The following is an 18,012-nucleotide window of genomic DNA, read 5'->3' as shown; positions in this document are numbered from 1 at the left end:
CAGGCGAGACTTGTGCTCTGTGAGTGCATAGCGAGACCGGGGAGAGAAGCGACCCAGGCGAGACTTGTGCTCTGTGAGTGCATAGCGAGACCGGGAGTGAAGCGACCCAGGCGAGACTTGTGCTCTGTGAGTGCATAGCGAGACCGGGAGTGAAGCGACCCCAGGCGAGACTTGTGCTCTGTGAGTGCAGCCGGAGCGGCTTTGGGTAAATGCTGCCGCTCACTTTTTCACAATACTCCCAGGGGATTTTTTTGCTGTTTGGAAACTACTCTCCGTTCTGCAGGAGACGGCCCTGATCCAAGCCTTGGTCAATCTTCATCGAATCGGAGGGTCACCCGGTTTTTTTCCGTCCGTTTCGACAGGTGGATTTCAAGGATCCCGCTTTTATATCGGGCTTCGATGCTGTCGGAGGAATAGTTGAAAGGAATTCGGACGGTCCGCTTAAATCGGCCGAAATAACGTTCGTTAACGATCAAGCTTTCTTTGGGACAGGGATAAGGACAGGGAATCCGGCCTTCCAATGTGAGATGAAGGGAATCCAGCGTGATCTGAACATCCTCCGAAGAGCGGAGGCCGGGAAGTTCTGCCGTGATCACGCCTTCCTCCTCCGTCTCGTAAATGTCGATGCTGGGGACCCTTTTGGGGGAGGAAGGATCCAACTTCTTCCATACCTCCTTTACTTTTTCCGGAATGTGGACCCAGTCGGGAGATTCCTTCGATTTGGACACCTGAATCCTCCTTTTTCGTTGTTTGTTCTCTCGTTGCACCTATATGCGAGTCATGATGTTTTTAGGAAACCAAACTGGTCGTAAGCGATTCTGCCTTGCTGTTTCGTTCGCGGCGGCTTCCAAAAGGTGCGATCGGAACGTAATGACGAAGAATCCCGTACAATTCCCTGCTTTCCCGCGATAATGCATGAAGTTACTGCCTTCCGCAATCTTCCCGGCGATCTTTCCCCGAACGGCCGGTTGATGTAAGCCTCGATGTCCAGTAATCTGATAGAGGAGTCCCGGATGAAAGCATTCGGGAGAGGCATCATGAAGAGAAACCTGTTTTTTTTTGGGCTTTTTTCAAGCCGAGACCGGATCTTCTTGTCGGTTTGTTTGTTGCGGAGATCCGATTCCGAATATTGGAATTATTAAGAAAATATTTGGGATCTCCTCCGACCCTCGGGCAGGGATGTCAATCACGAGGGCTGGGTGGTTGGGAAAGGCGCGAGGCGGTTTGAAATCATACGCAAATTGGCGATTTCGAGGTGAAAATAGGGATGGATGGCTGTGCGTCATCCTATGCTGTTTCGATTTTTTAAAGGAGGGAAAGGAATTTGACTTGGTTTCAGGAATGGATTGAATTCTTGAATGTCAATCTGCCCTTGATCGTGGATTTGACCGTGGAACATGTGGCGCTGGTCGGCCTTGCTATTCTCGTGGCCATCCTCATCGGGGTGCCTCTTGGAATATACCTGACGACCAATGAATACCTGGCAAGCACCATTCTCCAGGCCGCTTCCATTATGATGACGATTCCCAGCATCGCACTCTTCGGTGTCATGATTCCCCTCTTGTCCATCATCAACAAAGGGATCGGTTTCGTTCCCGCTTTTATTGCACTCGTTCTCTATTCCCAGCTGCCGATCATCCGGAATACCTATACGGCAATCAAAAACGTCGATCCTGGGGTCCGGGATGCGGCGATCGGTCTCGGCATGAAAACCGTCCAACGTCTGTTTCGTGTCGAAATTCCCAACGCCATGCCGGTGATCATGGCCGGGATCCGGACTGCTGTGGTCATGAACATCGGCATCGGTGTCATCGCCGCATTTATCGGCGCGGGCGGTCTTGGCGTCATGATCGTCCAAGGGATCGTCCGTACCGACCAATATCTGATCGTGACCGGTTCGATCGCCGTTTCGTTGTTGGCCATCATCGCCGATGTCTTGTTGGGGAGCGTGCAAAAATGGCTGACTCCCAAAGGTTTGGAGACAAACTCCTGAAGAGGTGATAACCGTGATTACCTTTGACCATGTGACCAAAATATACGAAGGCGACGTCAAAGCGGTGGATGATGTCGCTTTCACCGTGGAAAAAGGGGACATCTGCGTTCTCTTGGGCCCATCCGGTTGCGGGAAAACCACCCTCCTGCGGATGGTGAACCGGCTCGAATCCATCACGGAGGGCGAAATCCGGATCAACGGAAAAAGCAACCGCGATCTGGATACGATTGAATTGAGAAGGAGTATCGGCTATGTGATCCAAAGCAACGGGCTGTTTCCCAACATGACGATCGAGGAGAACGTAACCGTCGTCCCGTCGTTACTGGGATGGGACCGGAAGAAAAAACGGGAGCGGTACCATACGCTGATGGAATTGGTCGGCCTCGATCCGGCGGAATACCGCAAACGGTACCCCCACGAGTTGTCCGGCGGGCAGCAACAGCGGGTCGGGGTGGCCCGGGCCCTGGCGGCCGATCCCCCGGTGATGCTGATGGATGAGCCCTTCGGCGCGCTGGATCCGATCACCCGTGAGCGACTCCAGGACGAATTTATCCAGATTCAACGGGAAGTTAAAAAGACCATCCTCTTTGTCAGCCATGATATCGACGAAGCGATCAAAATGGGAAATAAAATCGTCTTGATGCGGGACGGAAAAATCATGCAGCACGACACTCCCTCCGAGATTCTGGTTCACCCCAAGAATGAATTCGTCTCGCGATTTGTCGGGAAAGACCGGGCGATCAAAAACCTGAGCCTGCACACCGTGGAAGATTTGCAAAAAGAAATCGGACTCGGCGATATCAATGAAACGATTCAGGACACCAAGACCGTAAACATCCATCAGGACTTGAGAAACACGTTGTCCACGTTGATGAACCAGGAAGCCGAGCAAGTCATCGTGACGGACGATCACGGTGAAAAGCTTGGAACGGTGACCATCGACCACGTGCAGCGTTATCTCCATCTCGAAATCCGGGAAAAAGCTCCCGTTTCCACGGAGGGGTGATTGGATGGAACGAAAAAAATTCGTCTCTCTGATGGTCCGATACGGGTTTTATGCACTGGTGATCTATTTCTTTGTCTGGTCGTTTCAAAAAAACTACTTCAGCTATCTATTCAAGGAAACGGAAACGTTTGTCCTGCTGACCCGGCAACATCTGGAGCTGGTGGCGGTTTCCTCTTTGCTTGCGATTGCGGTCGCCCTTCCCTCCGCCGTTCTGGTGACACGACCGAGGTTTCGTCAAACGGAGTGGATCTTCACCAACTTGGCCAACCTGGGACAGACGATTCCCGTGCTGGCCGTGTTGGCCCTGATGATCAGCATTCTGGGTCTCGGGTTTAAAACAGCAGTGTTTGCTCTCTTTATCTATTCCGTGTTGCCGATATTCCGCAACACCGTGGCGGGGCTCAACTCCATCGACGACCGTTTGATCGATGCCGCCAAGGGAATGGGGATGAAACCGCATCAGATCCTCTTTCGGGTCGAACTGCCGAATGCAGCCTATTCGATCATGGCCGGCATCCGAACCGCAATCGTCATCAATGTGGGTACCGCCGCTTTCGCCTTTCTGATCGGCGGAGGCGGTTTGGGAGTCTGGATTTTTACGGGGATCCGGCTGTTCGATAACAGTGCATTGCTGTCGGGCGCCGTCCCTGTCACCTTGTTGGCGATTCTGGCGGATTATCTGTTGAGGCTGCTCGAATATGTGGTTGTACCGAAAGGCACTCGACCATCCGCCAACGCTTAATCGCAGGTTATGGGAGGTACTGGTTCATGAATCGGAGTTTCCGAATACTGACCCTTCTTATCATTGTCAGCTTCCTGGCCGCTTGCACCAATCTCGGCGCCGGCGGAAAACAGGTCACCATCGGCGGCAAAAACTTTACCGAGCAATACCTTCTTTCCCAGATGACCGTGTTTATGTTGAGAGAACGGGGATTTGATGTGGATGAAATGAACAACCTCGGCAGCACGGTCGTCCGCAAGGCCCTGGTCAATAAACAGATTGATCTCATGTGGGAATATACCGGGACCGCCTTGGTCACTTACATGGGAAAAGAACCGATCGCCGATCCGGGAAAAGCCTTTGAGAAAGTGAAAGAGTTGGATGAAAAACGCGGGATCAAGTGGATGAACATGTCCGAGGTGAACAATACCTATTGCTTTGTCATGGACAAAAAAGAAGCGAAGAAGTACGGCATCCGGTCGATCAGCGATCTGGCGGCGTATGTGAGGAAGCATCCCGGAGAGCTGAAGATGGCGACGGATGCTGAATTCGCCAACCGCCCCGATGGATTAAAAGGAGTGGAGAAAAGGTACGATTTCAACTTCGGGGCGGAACAGGTGAAGCAATTGGAGACCGGTTTGACCTACACCGCCCTCGCCAGCGGAGAAGTGGACGTGGCGATGGGTTTTTCCACCGATGCGGCCATCGAAAAGTACGACCTTCTCATCCTGAAGGACGACAAACACTTCTTCCCTCCGTATTACGCTGCTGTTTCCATCCATGAAGACGTGTATCAAAAGTATCCCGAAGTCGAGGAAGTCACCCAAAAATTGGCCGACCGACTTGACAGCGCCACCATGCGGAAACTGAACTACCGGGTAGACGTGGAAGGAAAAAGCGTGTCGGTGGTGGCCCATGATTGGTTGGTGAAGAACGGGTTGATCGAAAAGTAAGGATCCGAAAAAGGGACGTACAAAAAGACCGCGGGGAAATCCCGCGGTCTTTTTCCGGTCTTTCCATCTCAAAAGACCCGTGGATGGCAGCCGGCCCTTATGGTAACACAGCGCTTTTCAACTTCCCAATTCCGCCAGTACCCCGGGGTCGATGTTTCCGCCGCTGAGGATCACACCGATGCGTTGAAGGTCTTGCGGCAACCGCCGGCACAACAGGGCGGCCAGGGGAACGGCTGCCGAAGGTTCCACCACCAGCTTCAGCCGGAACAGGGCAAACCGGAGTGCATCCCGGATCTCCTCTTCGGTCACGGTGAGGATCGACTCTGCATGTTCACGTATGACCGGAAAGGTGAGCTTACCGGGAACGGTGATCCGGAGGCCGTCGGCGAGGGTTCGCGGAGCGGGGATCTTCACCCTTTTCCCGGACGCAAGGGAGCGACGGGTATCGTCGGCGTTTTCGGGTTCCACGCCGAAAAGACGAATATCGGGTGAGCAGTTCTTGGCCGCGATACATGTTCCCGACAGAAGCCCCCCGCCCCCGACAGGGGTGATGACGGCATCCAAGCCGGGCACTTCCCGCAAAAGCTCCAATGCGGCGGTCCCCGCACCGGCCATGATATGGGGGTGATCGTAAGGGGGGATCAGGGTGAGCCCCCGCTCTTCGGCGAGCCGGGCCGCCACCTCTTCCCGGTCTTCCGTAAACCGGTCATAAAAAACCAATTCCGCCCCGTACCCCCGCGTGGCCTCCACTTTCACCCGGGGGGCATCTTCGGGCATGCACAGAACGGCCGGCACCTCCGACAACCGGGAGGCCAAAGCCACTGCTTGAGCATGGTTGCCGGAGGAAAAAGCAATGACTCCCCTCTTTTTCTCTTCATCGGTCAGCCGGCTGATCGCATGATATGCTCCCCGAAATTTAAAAGCGCCGGCCCGTTGCAGGTTCTCGCATTTGAGGAAAACGTCACCTCCCACCCGGTGGTTGAGGGTGCGGGAGGTGACGACGGGGGTGGTATGACAGACTCCTTTCAATCTTTCCCCGGCTTCGAGGACATCGTGAAAATTCAATGGCAGGTTCATTGGTTCCACCTTCTTTTACAGGATTGCATGTTTCGTCCGTTAAGACCTGTCCGGTCTGCATCGAAAGGATCGGGAGACGGAAATCCGTTCACAGCCCTTTGTACTTGCCTCCTGTGATCAGACACTTTCGATTGACAGGTTACCGATTCCTCTTTTCTTCCGCCTTGCAAATCTTCTTTCCCGATCCAAACTTCCCCGGTTGCACGAGGGCGGTGGATCGACTTGACAAAAGGAAGTGGAACAGGTACCATCACTTATATAAAGTAAGTAACTAACAATGAAACAGTAAACGAGGAAGGATGAGTACCATGGGCAAGGTTTTGTATATTACGGCAAACCCCAAAAAAGCACAGGATTCATACGGTTTGACCGTTGGCGACGAACTGATCCGTCAATACCGTGATCGTCGCCCCGACGATGAAGTGGTGCACATTGACGTGTTCCGGGAGGAGATTCCGCTCCTGGATGAGGATATACTCCATGCATGGGGAAAGTTGGCTTCCGAGCAACCAGTCGATTCCCTGACCGAGGACGAAAAGCGAAAAGTGACCCGGCTGAACGAATTGGTTGACCAGTTTATCGAAGCCGATCGTTATGTGTTTGTCACCCCCATGTGGAATTTCGGCGTTCCTCCGCTGATGAAGGCATATATCGACACGGTTTCCGTTGCGGGCAAAACCTTTCAGTACACTGAAGAGGGTCCCGTTGGGCTTCTGAAAGGAAAAAAGGCGGTCGTGATCCAGGCTTCCGGTGGAATCTACAGTGAAGGACCGGCTGCTGGATTGGACTTTTGCAGCAAGTACCTTGTCTCGGTTCTGAACTTTCTCGGCGTCACCGATGTGGAGACGCTCTTCGTGGAAGGAATGAACCAATTTCCTGACAAAGCGGAAGCGATTCGGGATGCCGCCTGTGAGCGTGCCGCCGAAGCGGCGAGGGCTCTGGCGGCAGACCCCGTGTCCGTATCCTGACCCGTTCCGTTTATCGCCGCTTTTCTGATGAGAACAGTGGCTTTTTTAGGATATGTCTTGAAGAAGAAATCACTTCCTTCTTTGTCCAAAGGGATCGGGTACTCGACTGCCGTTTTCTTCAGTGATTCCAATCAAGGGAGAAGTCTGTCCAAAAACAGATATCTGAGCGACTGGACATCCTTTGAATAGAATCATTTTCCTGAAGGAAAAAGTGGTAAGAGAATGCCACAGGTCGCTTCCTGTGGTTTACATATCATTTGAATGTACACCACAGGACATGCCTGTGGTGTTTTTTATTACACAAAATCGGAACGGGAGGAACTCCCCATGAACATCAAAGGTCATAAAATCTTCTTGGAAATACTGGATCTCTCTGATGCAGAAGCCTTGTTGCGTCTGGAATTGAGAAATCGCGGAGGCTGTCCGTCTGGTCGTCTCCTATGCATTCCGTGAGCTGAAGCTTCATCGGATTGAAGCGGGGGTGATGCCCCACAACTTGGCATCGATTAAAGTGTTGGAAAAAGCAGGGTTTCATAAAGAGGGCATCGCCAGGAAAAGTGTGAAGATCAACGGGAGATGGGAAGATCATCAAGTGCTTGCCATCTTAAACAGGGAAGATTGAGGTGGAAGTTTGGGAGGCGGTCAGGTGAACATCGGTTTCAATAAATAACTTGAGTCCGATACGGTGGCTCAGTTGTTTTTTCCGCTGCGGCAGTCAAGCCGAAAAGAAAAGGACGAACGGAAGAGATGGGAAGGCCTTTACTTCCCTCAACGGAGCAGTTTCCCAAAACCTGTTTGAAAAGTTATAATTATAGAATAAGAAGGAATCATGCCAATTCACCGTTTGCTGAAGGGGGTCTCACATGAAATACAAGGCCGGTCCGACCACGCCTGATACGGAACATCCGCGGATCGCGGAGGTGGTCGACAACGTGGAGCGAGTCATGGTCGGAAAGCGGGAGACCATCCAGATATGCATCGTGGCTCTCCTGTGCCAGGGTCATGTTTTGTTGGAAGATGTTCCGGGGGTGGGCAAGACGATGCTGGTGAAAGCGCTGGCCCGATCCGTCGGTTGCCAATTCCGGAGAATCCAGTTCACCCCGGATCTCCTTCCTTCCGATGTCACCGGGGTTTCCGTGTTCAATCAGAAAACCTCGCAGTTCGAATTCCGGCCCGGTCCGGTCATGTCCCATGTGATCCTGGCGGATGAGATCAACCGTACCTCTCCCAAGACCCAATCCTCCCTGCTGGAAGCGCTGGAAGAAGGCAGTGTCACCGTGGACGGAAACACCTACGAGATGAAAAAGCCGTTTTTTGTCATGGCCACGCAGAATCCGATTGAATACGAGGGCACCTTTCCGCTTCCCGAAGCTCAACTGGACCGTTTTCTGCTGAAGTTGCGGTTGGGTTATCCCAGTCCGGAAGAAGAGGTTGAAATGTTGGAGAGGATGAGAGAACGGCACCCCTTGGAAGACTTGACCGAGGTGATCTCAAGGGGGGAACTGCTCAGCCTTCAACAGGAGGTTCGCAAGGTTCGCGTGGACCCGAGTGTTGCCGACTATATCATTCAGATCGTCGGTGCCACCCGTTCCCCTTCGGAAGTCTATCTCGGTGCCAGTCCGCGGGGTTCCATTGCCCTCTACCGCACGGCCCAGGCGCTGGCTTTTGTCCGGGGGCGATCCTATGTGATCCCGGATGACGTGAAAAAATTGGCTCCTCTCACTTTGGCTCACCGCATGATCCTGAAATCGGAGGCCCGGCTGAGCGGGATGACGGTGGACAGGCTTCTGAAGGAAGTCCTCCGCCGGATCCGGGTTCCCGTCACCATGGAAGGTTGACTGATGCGCAGGCGGGGATTGCTTTTCATGGGGGTACTCACGTTCATCGCTTTTGCTTTCGGCCGTTTTCAGGGGGGGTTTGTTCCCTGGTTTTTGTTTTACGTCTCCTTCATCCTCCTTTTGTACGTCGCCTTGGTGGCCTTCTTTGCCCTTCGGAATCCGGAAGTGGAGAGGGTGCTGTCCGCTTCGACAGCCACCGCGGGTGAATCCCTGAAGGTCTCCATCCGTTACCGGATCCCTGCAGTGATTCCCCCGGCGTGGATATGGATTCGGGATGTGGGGGATCCGAAGGCTTTGACTCAAGAGGGATTCACCACCTTAGTTCCCGGATTTTCAAGGGAAGGAGTCTTGGAATACGGGCTGTACAACCTGCCCCGGGGCAGGCATCGCTTTCACTCCATCGAAGTGAGGTCGGGGGATCTGTTCGGATTGGTGGAGAAAAGGTGGAACTTCTCCCGGGCAAACGAAATTCTCGTCTATCCCCGAACCCGGGAAATCCGGTCGTGGCACACCGTCAATGACCGGAATACGGGGCGTTCCTTTGCCACCCACCGGATCGGGGAAGATGTCACTTCCGTGGTGGGAGTGCGGGATTACACGGACCGGGACGCTCTCAGCCGTATTCACTGGAAAGCGTCCGCCAGGGGCCAAGGGTTGAAAGCCAAGGAATTTGAACATCGAATCACCAACGATTTTATGTTTGTCCTGGACTGCCATGCCGCCCATTTTTCAGGGGAAGGGGATCCTCTCTTTGAACGGGCGGTCAGCCTGACCGCGTCCTTGGCTCGTTTTGCGGTTCAGCGCCGGTTCAGCGCCGGGGTGATTGCTTGGGGAAACCGGCGGTTGCATCTTCCTCCGGGGAGGACACCGGATCATCTGTCGCATCTGTTCGAACCCTTGGCTGTCATTCAACCCCAAGGTCAGAAGAGGATTGCGGACGTTCTTCTGAACGAGTCGGTCTATTTGCCCCAGGGAACCACGGTGGTGTTGGTGACCCCCCGGCTGGGTGAAGCGGAGGGGAACGCCATTAGCCAATTGGTTCTGCGGAAGATCAAAGTGGAGGTGTTCCGGGTGGTTGGCGACGGTCCTCTCCCCGGTGGAGAGACCGGTGTTCCAGGTTTTCTCGATTCGTTGGGGGTGCGGGTTTACCCTGTCCGGAACGACGCTTTTGAGCACCTCACGGGGGGAGGTGCCGACTATGGCAGTGGCTCGGCCTGACCGTTCCCGCCCTCCCCTGTCCGCGGGGGCGCGGGTCGGATTGGTTTTTTTCGGAGCTTTGACAGGATTGGAGTGTCTTCTTCCCCTGTCCGAGGTCTCGGATACCCAGCGAATCGGGGTGTTTTTCACGGCGTTTCTGGTTTTTCTGGCCACAAACTTCGTCCACTTGAACCGGTGGATCACCGGAGCCGTCCGCCTGTTTCTGCTCCCGATCTTTCTTCACCAACTCCTTTACCACCCGATCCCCCTTACCGATTCGGACTGGATCGGTCCACTCGCGGCCCGGATGAAATCGGAAGTGTCACGGTGGATGACGGAAGGGCGGTTCAGCGCATCTCCGGTTCTTCAGACCCTGGCATTGTTGATGCTGTTATGGGCCATCGCTTCTGTTTTCCGTCGACTGGCGGAACGGGGGAAAGGAGTACTGGCGTTATTTTTGCTGGCCGTCTTCCATCTCTCCGTCCTGGACAGTTTGACTCCATATGACGGAAGCGGGGCCATCATCCGGGTATTCATTTACGGCTGCGTTGCCCTTTCCTTCCTTCGGCTGTCCTCTTTGAGAGCGGTATCGTCAGAAGACCCGCCGGAACCGCGAGGTTGGATCCCCTTCTCCCTCGCATTCATCCTTCTGGCCGTCGGGGTCGGTTGGATGTTGCCGAAGCCCGCCGCCAGCTGGCCGGATCCCCTGAAGTGGGTCACCAGTCTGGACGACCGGGCGGGACCCGGGGGTGCGGCCAAAATCGGGTATGGCAACAACGATTCCCGGTTGGGGGGGCCCTTCGAACAGGATCGGGATCCCGTCCTGACCGCCATTCTCGATAAACCTTGGTATTGGCGGGGGGAAGCCCGTGATCTCTATACGGGAAAAGGTTGGCAGTCCACCTTGAAGGCGGAACCCGTTTCACCCGCCGGCCGCCGGCCGGATAAAGGGGCAGATCACTTACCGCCTTCGCTGTTCCGGGAGATACCGGTGCGAAAAAGCGTGGCCCATCTGTTCTGGAACCGGGAATACCCGGTGTTGTTCACTCCGGGACAACTCCGCTCCTATCACATCCAAAACCCGCCGAACCCCGGATTGGAGGGAGTGGTCGGCCATGGGGGATTCACCACCCGGGGGAACGTTCGTCTTTCCCGCTACACGGTTTCCGTGGAAGTCCCCGAAATGGACAAAAACAAGCTGCGCGGGACGGGAAGTTCCTATCCGTCGGAGGTAAGCCGCATCTATCTTCAGTTGCCGGAGGACTTTCCGGAACGGGTCGCCGAAAAGGCGGAAGAGCTGACCCGAAACGAGGACAATCCTTACGACAAAGCCGTGGCCGTGGAAAGCTGGCTCAAAGGGGAGAGCGGGCTCCGGTACGAGACGCAGGACGTACCGGTACCGGGGAGAAATCAGGATTTTGCAGACCAATTTCTCTTCGAATCCAAAAGGGGGTACTGTGATCACTTTTCCTCGTCCATGGTGGTGATGATGCGGAGTGTGGGGATTCCCGCCCGATGGGTGAAGGGATTTGGACCCGGGGAACAAAAGCTCATTCACACCGAAGCGTCGGACGAGAGAGGAAGGGCCGCTCCCCGATATCAGATGACCGTTCGCAACAGCGATGCCCACTCATGGGTGGAGGTGTATTTCGAAGGAGTGGGTTGGCTCCCCTTCGAACCCACTCCCGGATTCACCAATCCCACTCCCGTCAAGGAAGAGATCGATTCGGACCCTGTCGTATCGGCTGAGGAAGAGAACGGGACTGACACCAAGCCGGACCCGAGGCTGGAACGTTCGGAACGGGAGTTGGGGGGGCGGGCGGGGCCCCCAAACGAAGCGGCGGCACCCGAAACAACAACAATCCGGAAAACGAGGTTTCTCTGGGCGGCGGGAACGGCGGGTCTGCTCCTTTGGATGCTCTGGCTGTTCCGAAAGCGCATCGCCTGGTGGCTCCTGTGGCGATACACCCGGGGAGACCGGGGGTTGACCCGCGCCTTTCACGCCCTGCTGAAATGGCTGTCCCGGACCCGGGGGCCGAGGAGGCCCGGCGAAACCGTTCGGGAGTATGTGTTGGAGCGGGACTGGATGACCCGTCCCTCCCCGGAATTGATCCGGTTGACCCGCTCCTATGAGGATGCCCGGTATGGCAACGGGAATCCGACAAGCGATCCGTCTTCCCTTCGAAGGTTGTGGAGAAAGGTGTTGGAGCAGCTCCGCTCCTGATGCATGTTTTCTCCCGCGTGATCCTCCCCTGTGGGATCCTGCGTGACGGGAGCCGAACCCCCGGAAAAAGGAATCAAAAAACCGATCCCCGGTCATATCGGGATCGGTTTTTACCGCGGCTCCACGTGGATCAGGGTTTCCTCCACCTGGTGGGTCCGTGACATCTCCCGTTCCAACTCCTCGGTGATGCGATGGCTTTCTTCCACGTTCAGACCGGCATCCACCTCGATCACGGCATCCAGAATGATGTGGTTTCCGTGCATCCGCCCTTTGAGATCCACCACGGAACGGACTCCGTCCATTTTTTCCATGGTCTTCCGGTATTGGTCCAGTTTCTTTTCATGGAAACCATCCGTCAGGTGATGCGACATTTCCCGGAAGATCCCCCAGGCCGTTTTCAGGATGATCAGACCGACCATGATGGCGGCCGCCGGATCCAGCCAGGGGAAGCCCCATTGGGCCCCCAGAATACCGGCTGCCGCACCGACACTGACCAGAGCGTCGGAGAGGTTGTCTTTGGAAACGGCCTCGATCGCGCGACTTTTCGTCCGGCGGGCCAGCCGCCGGTTGTATGCCGAAACGAGAAGCATCAAACCGGCGGAACCCAGTGCCACCCAGAAGGTGAGGGGGGCGGGAGGGGGCGCTTTCCCGACCCATGCGGTCTCGATTCCGTCTTTCAGCACTTCCAGGGCGATGGTGGCCATAATAAAGGAAGCGATCAATGCCGACACGCTTTCCGCCCGGGAATGGCCGTAGGGATGATCCTCATCCCGCGGTTTTCGTGAGATTTTCAGTCCGATCAGGACCGCCCCGGATGCCAGGACGTCCGTGACGTTATTCCAGCCGTCAGCCGAAAGGGCTTTTGACATCATGATGCTCCCCATACTCACTTTCAGGATGCTCAAAAAAAGATAGGTCACGATACTGAGCCATGCTCCCGAGTCGGCTTGGTACTTCATCGGCCTCTCCCTCCCCGTCAGTCAACCATAGCTTACCCGACGGGGGCCGTGTGGGTCTACGGCAAGATGATTGCCTTCCATAAGCTTTATAGAACGGCGAAAAAAGAATTGGGTTGAACCAACAACCGGCGGAGTCGGTAAGAATCAAGAAAAAGAGGAAACCTTGGTAAGAACCCCCTGTTCGGTGGTTCTTGATTTCAATATTTCCGATTGGTATGATGAACGCATGCATAAAATGCATAATTTCCACACGGTAGATCTGTCTCGTATATATTCAGGAATAGGGCCTGAACGTTTCTACCCGGCCACCGTAAATGGCCGGACTACGAGGATATGGGTCGCCGGCCTGTTGTGTTTTTCTGATCCGATCAAGGAATGGCCGGGGCTTCGTGTCGCTGGGTAGAAGCGGTGCGGGGGCCGGTCTTTTTCTTATGAATTCCTGAATGAAAAGGTGGAGGTCTTCGATGGAACAACCGATGGAACGAGTGGTGGTACTGGATTTCGGTGGACAATACAACCAATTGATTGCGCGGCGGATCCGGGATTTGGGGGTTTTCAGCGAACTGGTCTCCCATCGGACGAGTGCCCAAGAACTGAAGGAGATGGCCCCGAAGGGGATCGTCTTTTCAGGCGGCCCGGCCAGTGTCTACACCCACGGGGCCCCGAAATGCGATCCGGCGATCTTTGACCTGGGCATTCCCATTCTGGGTATCTGCTACGGAATGCAACTGATCGGTGCCCATTTCGGCGCGGAAGTGGAGAGCGCCGCAAAGCGGGAATATGGCAAAGCCGATGTGGAGGTCGTCTCGGATTCCCCGCTGTTCCGGGGGTTGTCGGATGCGGAGTCGGTGTGGATGAGTCACCGTGACGTGGTGGTGGCGCCGCCAAAAGGGTTCCGGGTGGATGCCCGGACGGCTTCCGCTCCCGTTGCTGCCATGAGCCATCCGGAGAACCGGGTGTATGCCGTGCAGTTTCATCCCGAAGTGCGCCATACAAAGAACGGAAATGAGATGATCCGTCGATTTCTTTACGATGTGTGCAGGTGCGAAGGGACCTGGAGCATGGAAACCTTCATCGATGACACCGTTGCGAAACTGAAGGAACAGATCGGGGACAAGCGGGTCCTGTGCGCCCTCAGCGGCGGAGTGGACTCTTCGGTTGTCGCGGCCTTGATCCATCGGGCCATCGGAGATCAACTGACCTGTGTATTTGTCGACCATGGCCTCCTGCGCAAAGGGGAAGCGGACAGCGTCATGCGCACCTTCGCCGACCACTTCCGGATGAACGTGGTCAAGGTGGATGCCCGGGAACGGTTCCTGGACAAACTGAAAGGTATGGAGGATCCCGAGCAAAAAAGGAAAATCATCGGGAACGAATTTATCCGGGTCTTTGAGGAAGAAGCGGAGAAGCTGGGTAAACACCATTTCCTCGCTCAGGGAACCCTGTATACCGACATTGTGGAGTCCGGGACCGAAACGGCCCAGACCATCAAATCCCATCACAATGTCGGCGGGCTTCCGGAAGAGATGGAAATGGACCTGGTGGAACCCGTCAACACCCTGTTCAAAGACGAGGTGCGCAAAGTGGGTGAAGAACTGGGCCTCCCGAAGGAAATCATCTGGCGCCAACCCTTCCCCGGGCCGGGACTGGGGATCCGTGTGATCGGGGAAGTGACGGAAGAAAAGCTGGAAATCGTCCGTGAGTCCGATGCGATTTTACGGGAGGAGATCCAGAAGGCGGGATTGGATCGTGAAATCTGGCAGTACTTTACCGCCCTCCCCGATTTCAAGAGTGTCGGCGTGATGGGGGATGCCCGAACCTATGCTTATACCGTCGGCATCCGGGCCGTTACTTCCATCGACGGCATGACCGCCGATTGGGCACGGATTCCCTATGAAGTACTCGAGCGGATCTCCAACCGTATCATCAATGAAGTGGACGGAGTCAACCGGGTGGTTTACGACATCACTTCCAAGCCTCCGGCCACCATTGAGTGGGAATAAGATCGAAGCACGGAAGGAGAACGGACTTTGGATAACCGGCAGAGCGTGCTTTCCCGATTTTTCGGGTTCGGGGAGCACAACACCAACTTAAAAACGGAAGTGTTGGCAGGTGCCACCACGTTTTTGACCATGGCCTATATTTTGCTGGTCAACCCCTTCCTTCTCGGAAAGGAAGCGGGAATGGATTTCGGGGCGGTATTTGTCGCCACGGCTTTGGCCGCGGCGATCGGTACGCTGTTGATGGGTCTCGTGGCCAACTATCCGATCGCGTTGGCTCCTGGCATGGGGCTGAATGCCTATTTCACCTACACGGTGGTTCTGGGGATGGGGGTCTCCTGGGAAACGGCTTTGGGAGCGGTCTTTATCTCCGGAGTGATCTTTCTTCTCCTGACTGTGACCAGGGTGAGGGAGTTGATCATCAACTCCATCCCCCCGGGACTGAAACATGCCGTTTCGGCGGGGATTGGGCTCTTCATCGCGTTCATCGGATTGAAAAACGCCCAATTGATTGTTGCCAACGAAGCCACCTTTGTCGCCCTGAACGGAAACCTGATGAAGCCGGAAATACTGCTGACCCTGTTCGGACTGGTTCTCACCCTGTTTCTCATGATCCGTCAGGTGAAGGGGGCCGTTTTCTTCGGCATGATCGGAACCGCGGTGGCGGGGATCGCCGCCGGTGTGGTGGATATGCCTTCCAAGCTTTTCTCCGCACCGCCGAGCCTCTCGCCCACGTTTTTGAAAATGGACCTGGCCGGGGCTCTGGATATGGGCTTTTTTGCCATTATTTTCGCCTTCCTTTTCGTCGATCTCTTTGATACTGCGGGGACATTGGTCGGGGTTTCCAACCAGGCCGGGCTTTTGAAGAACAACCGGTTGCCCCGTGCCGGCCGGGCTCTGACGGCCGACTCCGTGGCCACCATGTCCGGGGCAGCCCTCGGGACTTCCACGGTCACTTCCTATATCGAATCCACCGCGGGGGTCGCCACCGGAGGCCGGACGGGGATGACGTCTGTCACTGCGGCACTTCTGTTTCTTATGGCTCTCTTCTTCTTCCCGTTGGTTGAAGCTTTCGCCTCCGTGGCAGCCATCACCTCCCCCGCACTCGTCATCGTCGGGGTATTGATGGCCTCCAGCCTCAAGGAAATCGAGTGGAAAGACTTGACCGAAGCCGTGCCCGCTTTTCTGACCGTTCTGATGATGCCCCTTGCCTTCAGCATCGCCACAGGGATCGCCATCGGGTTCATCCTGTATCCGGTCACCAAGCTATTTGGAGGTAAAGCCCGGGAAGTGCATCCGATCCTGTATATTTTGGCACTGATCTTCATCAGCCGGTTTTTATTCCTGGGAAGTATATGAAGAAACGGGAAACCCCGCTTTGAAAGCGGGGTCTTTTCTTTTTTGTATAAAAAGAGGAGGGAGGGATTCAAACTAACCGTATCCCACCTTGGAGGTGGCGTTTCTTTGTTGAAGAAAACGGTCATTCTCTGTCTCGCCCTGATTTGTGTGGCGGGCCTTTCCGGTTGGTTGGCTTTTCCGACGCCGGTGGATGCCACCCCGGCAGAGCCCGTTCAGCAAAAAATCAAGGAACTGATCCGAAATAAAGAAACGGCTGTCAACCAGAAGGATAAAAAGCGTTTCTTAAGCGTGCTCAATCCATCCTATCCCTTTTATGTTCAAGAGCAAAAACGGTGGTTCGAGGACGCGGTCCGATGGGTGGATCCCGGTTCTTACCGCCTCCGGGTGATTTCCATGATTCCGGAAAAAGAACACCAGATCCGCGCTTGGGTGGAACAGCGCTACACCCGTCAGGGACGGGTGTTTGCCATCCGTTTCCCCCTGTTGTTTCAAGAGACGGAAAAGGGATGGAAGGACTCCGATTTTCCGTTTCTTCACACCACCCGGGGGAACGTGGTGATCCGGTATACGGATGAGGGGTTGCGGGAGCAGGCTTCCATCGCCCTGGAATCCGCCCACAAAGCGATTCAGGAATTGGGGCGGAAAATGGACTGGACCCCCAGGCACTCCATTGAGGTGAAGATCTATCACCGACCGGAACTTTTCCGGCAATCGGTGAAGCCTTCCCTGCCTGCCTGGGCGGGAGGCTGGCACGAATCCGGCGAATCCGTGAAATTGATCGGGGCCAAGGGGTTCTCCGATCAGCAATTCATCTCCTCGGTGCTGGTTCACGAAATGACCCACATGATGGTCAGCGACACGACGGGGGACAATGCCGCCTACTGGCTGCAGGAAGGTGCGGCAGAGTATTTTCAGACTCATCTTCTGCCGGGGCTGCGGACCCAGGAAGAAAAGAAATACGAAAAACCCCGTTGGAGGATGTCCCGTTTGGAGAAGCTCAATCTGGAGCACCTCCATGAAGAAGAAGCGTCCCATTATTACACGCAGTGTTATCAATTGTTCCGGTATCTGATGAACACTTATGGAGAAAAAAAGGTCCGCCGTCTCTTCTCTGTACTGCAATTAAGTCCCGAAGAAGATAAGGAAACGGTGGATAAGATCTCCTTGGTTAATCAAAGGACCCGGGAAGCGGTGAAGAAGGTTTTCGGGAAATCGTTAGCGGAGATTGAACGGGACTGGATCCGGGATATGAAAAAAAAGAAATCGACGTTGGCAGCCGGTTGAAGGTCCTCAGACATTCGTCCCCTTTTCTACCGGCAGGGGGCGAAGGGCATTTCTATTTGGAGGTAAAAAAGTATTGACTCCAAATCGGTAGAGTGGTAGTATATTACTTGTCCCTGAAACACGCGGGCGATCGAAAGGGGTCGCCCCGGAAAAAACAAAAAAACTGTTGACAAGATCGGATGCCTTTGATAAGATAGATCTTGTCGCCGCGAGGGAGCGGCGGTCGCGGGAAGCCGCGACGAGAGCGTTCCTTGAAAACTGAAGAGCGCAGACATGGCCCTGTCAATGAGCGTTTCAAGCTCGGTCCGGAGGTGGCCCGGCCACCGCCGGACTTCATTGGAGAGTTTGATCCTGGCTCAGGACGAACGCTGGCGGCGTGCCTAATACATGCAAGTCGAGCGGAGGAAGCCGACGGATCCCTTCGGGGTGACGT

General features: G+C 55.0%; 14 protein-coding genes, 1 rRNA gene, 1 pseudogene and 1 riboswitch. Of the genes and pseudogenes, 13 read left to right on the top strand and 3 right to left on the bottom strand.

The window, feature by feature from the left end:
* Positions 1–308 precede the first annotated feature (308 nt).
* On the bottom strand, positions 309–728 hold the full coding sequence (locus tag C8P63_RS17825; RefSeq protein ID WP_170109744.1) for an Hsp20/alpha crystallin family protein: 420 nt from the start codon (positions 726–728) through the stop codon (positions 309–311).
* A gap of 596 nt (positions 729–1,324) precedes the next feature.
* Between C8P63_RS17825 and C8P63_RS17820 the strand changes: the two genes are divergently transcribed.
* Genes C8P63_RS17820 through C8P63_RS17805 form a run of 4 tightly spaced genes read left to right on the top strand, consistent with a single transcriptional unit; the run spans position 1,325 to position 4,673 of the window.
* A complete protein-coding gene (locus tag C8P63_RS17820) occupies positions 1,325–1,993 on the top strand; it encodes an ABC transporter permease (protein ID WP_108026521.1) in 669 nt (222 codons plus the stop codon).
* Between the two features lie 13 nt (positions 1,994–2,006).
* Positions 2,007–2,999 (top strand): ABC transporter ATP-binding protein, encoded by a 993-nt coding sequence (locus C8P63_RS17815; protein WP_108026518.1) that lies wholly within the window; start codon positions 2,007–2,009, stop codon positions 2,997–2,999.
* Positions 3,000–3,003: 4 nt separating this feature from the next.
* Positions 3,004–3,741: an ABC transporter permease gene (locus C8P63_RS17810; RefSeq protein ID WP_108026515.1), complete on the top strand. Its 738-nt coding sequence runs from the start codon at positions 3,004–3,006 to the stop codon at positions 3,739–3,741.
* 26 nt (positions 3,742–3,767) lie between these two features.
* Positions 3,768–4,673, top strand: coding sequence for an ABC transporter substrate-binding protein (locus tag C8P63_RS17805; protein WP_108026512.1), 906 nt, complete (start codon positions 3,768–3,770; stop codon positions 4,671–4,673).
* 117 nt (positions 4,674–4,790) lie between these two features.
* Here C8P63_RS17805 and C8P63_RS17800 read toward each other — a convergent pair whose 3' ends face one another.
* Positions 4,791–5,750 (bottom strand): pyridoxal-phosphate dependent enzyme, encoded by a 960-nt coding sequence (locus tag C8P63_RS17800; RefSeq protein WP_108026509.1) that lies wholly within the window; start codon positions 5,748–5,750, stop codon positions 4,791–4,793.
* Positions 5,751–6,058: 308 nt separating this feature from the next.
* Here C8P63_RS17800 and C8P63_RS17795 point away from each other — a divergent pair, with 308 nt between their 5' ends.
* The 5 genes and pseudogenes from C8P63_RS17795 (at position 6,059) to C8P63_RS17775 (ending at position 11,977) form a co-directional block, all read left to right on the top strand.
* Positions 6,059–6,718 (top strand): FMN-dependent NADH-azoreductase, encoded by a 660-nt coding sequence (locus C8P63_RS17795; protein WP_108026506.1) that lies wholly within the window; start codon positions 6,059–6,061, stop codon positions 6,716–6,718.
* Between the two features lie 409 nt (positions 6,719–7,127).
* Positions 7,128–7,340: pseudogene (locus tag C8P63_RS17790) on the top strand (GNAT family N-acetyltransferase); the annotation flags it as partial.
* A 241-nt stretch (positions 7,341–7,581) separates the two neighbouring features.
* Entirely contained in the window at positions 7,582–8,556 is a 975-nt protein-coding gene (locus C8P63_RS17785) for an AAA family ATPase (RefSeq protein ID WP_108026503.1), read from the top strand.
* Between the two features lie 3 nt (positions 8,557–8,559).
* Positions 8,560–9,774, top strand: coding sequence for a DUF58 domain-containing protein (locus tag C8P63_RS17780; protein WP_108026500.1), 1,215 nt, complete (start codon positions 8,560–8,562; stop codon positions 9,772–9,774).
* Positions 9,755–11,977 carry a transglutaminase TgpA family protein gene (locus C8P63_RS17775; protein ID WP_108026497.1) on the top strand — a complete coding sequence of 741 codons (2,223 nt, stop codon included), beginning with the start codon at positions 9,755–9,757 and terminating at the stop codon, positions 11,975–11,977. Before C8P63_RS17780 ends, C8P63_RS17775 begins: the two co-directional genes overlap by 20 nt.
* 110 nt (positions 11,978–12,087) lie before the next feature.
* Here C8P63_RS17775 and C8P63_RS17770 read toward each other — a convergent pair whose 3' ends face one another.
* Positions 12,088–12,936: a cation diffusion facilitator family transporter gene (locus tag C8P63_RS17770; protein WP_108026495.1), complete on the bottom strand. Its 849-nt coding sequence runs from the start codon at positions 12,934–12,936 to the stop codon at positions 12,088–12,090.
* Positions 12,937–13,180: 244 nt separating this feature from the next.
* A riboswitch (purine riboswitch) is annotated at positions 13,181–13,282 on the top strand.
* Positions 13,283–13,400: 118 nt separating this feature from the next.
* Here C8P63_RS17770 and guaA point away from each other — a divergent pair.
* The 4 genes from guaA to C8P63_RS17750 all read left to right on the top strand — a co-directional run.
* Positions 13,401–14,939 (top strand): glutamine-hydrolyzing GMP synthase, encoded by a 1,539-nt coding sequence (guaA, locus tag C8P63_RS17765; protein WP_108026492.1) that lies wholly within the window; start codon positions 13,401–13,403, stop codon positions 14,937–14,939.
* Between the two features lie 27 nt (positions 14,940–14,966).
* Entirely contained in the window at positions 14,967–16,295 is a 1,329-nt protein-coding gene (locus C8P63_RS17760; RefSeq protein ID WP_108026489.1) for an NCS2 family permease, read from the top strand.
* 105 nt (positions 16,296–16,400) lie between these two features.
* Positions 16,401–17,579, top strand: a complete 1,179-nt coding sequence (locus C8P63_RS17755; RefSeq protein ID WP_108026487.1) for a peptidase MA family metallohydrolase — start codon at positions 16,401–16,403, stop codon at positions 17,577–17,579.
* Between the two features lie 333 nt (positions 17,580–17,912).
* Positions 17,913–18,012 (top strand): 16S ribosomal RNA (locus C8P63_RS17750); the annotation flags it as partial.

The sequence above is a fragment of the Melghirimyces profundicolus genome, from assembly GCF_003054245.1.
Taxonomy (GTDB): Bacteria; Bacillota; Bacilli; order Thermoactinomycetales; family DSM-45169; genus Melghirimyces; species Melghirimyces profundicolus.
This window is presented reverse-complemented; position numbering and strand designations above follow the sequence as displayed.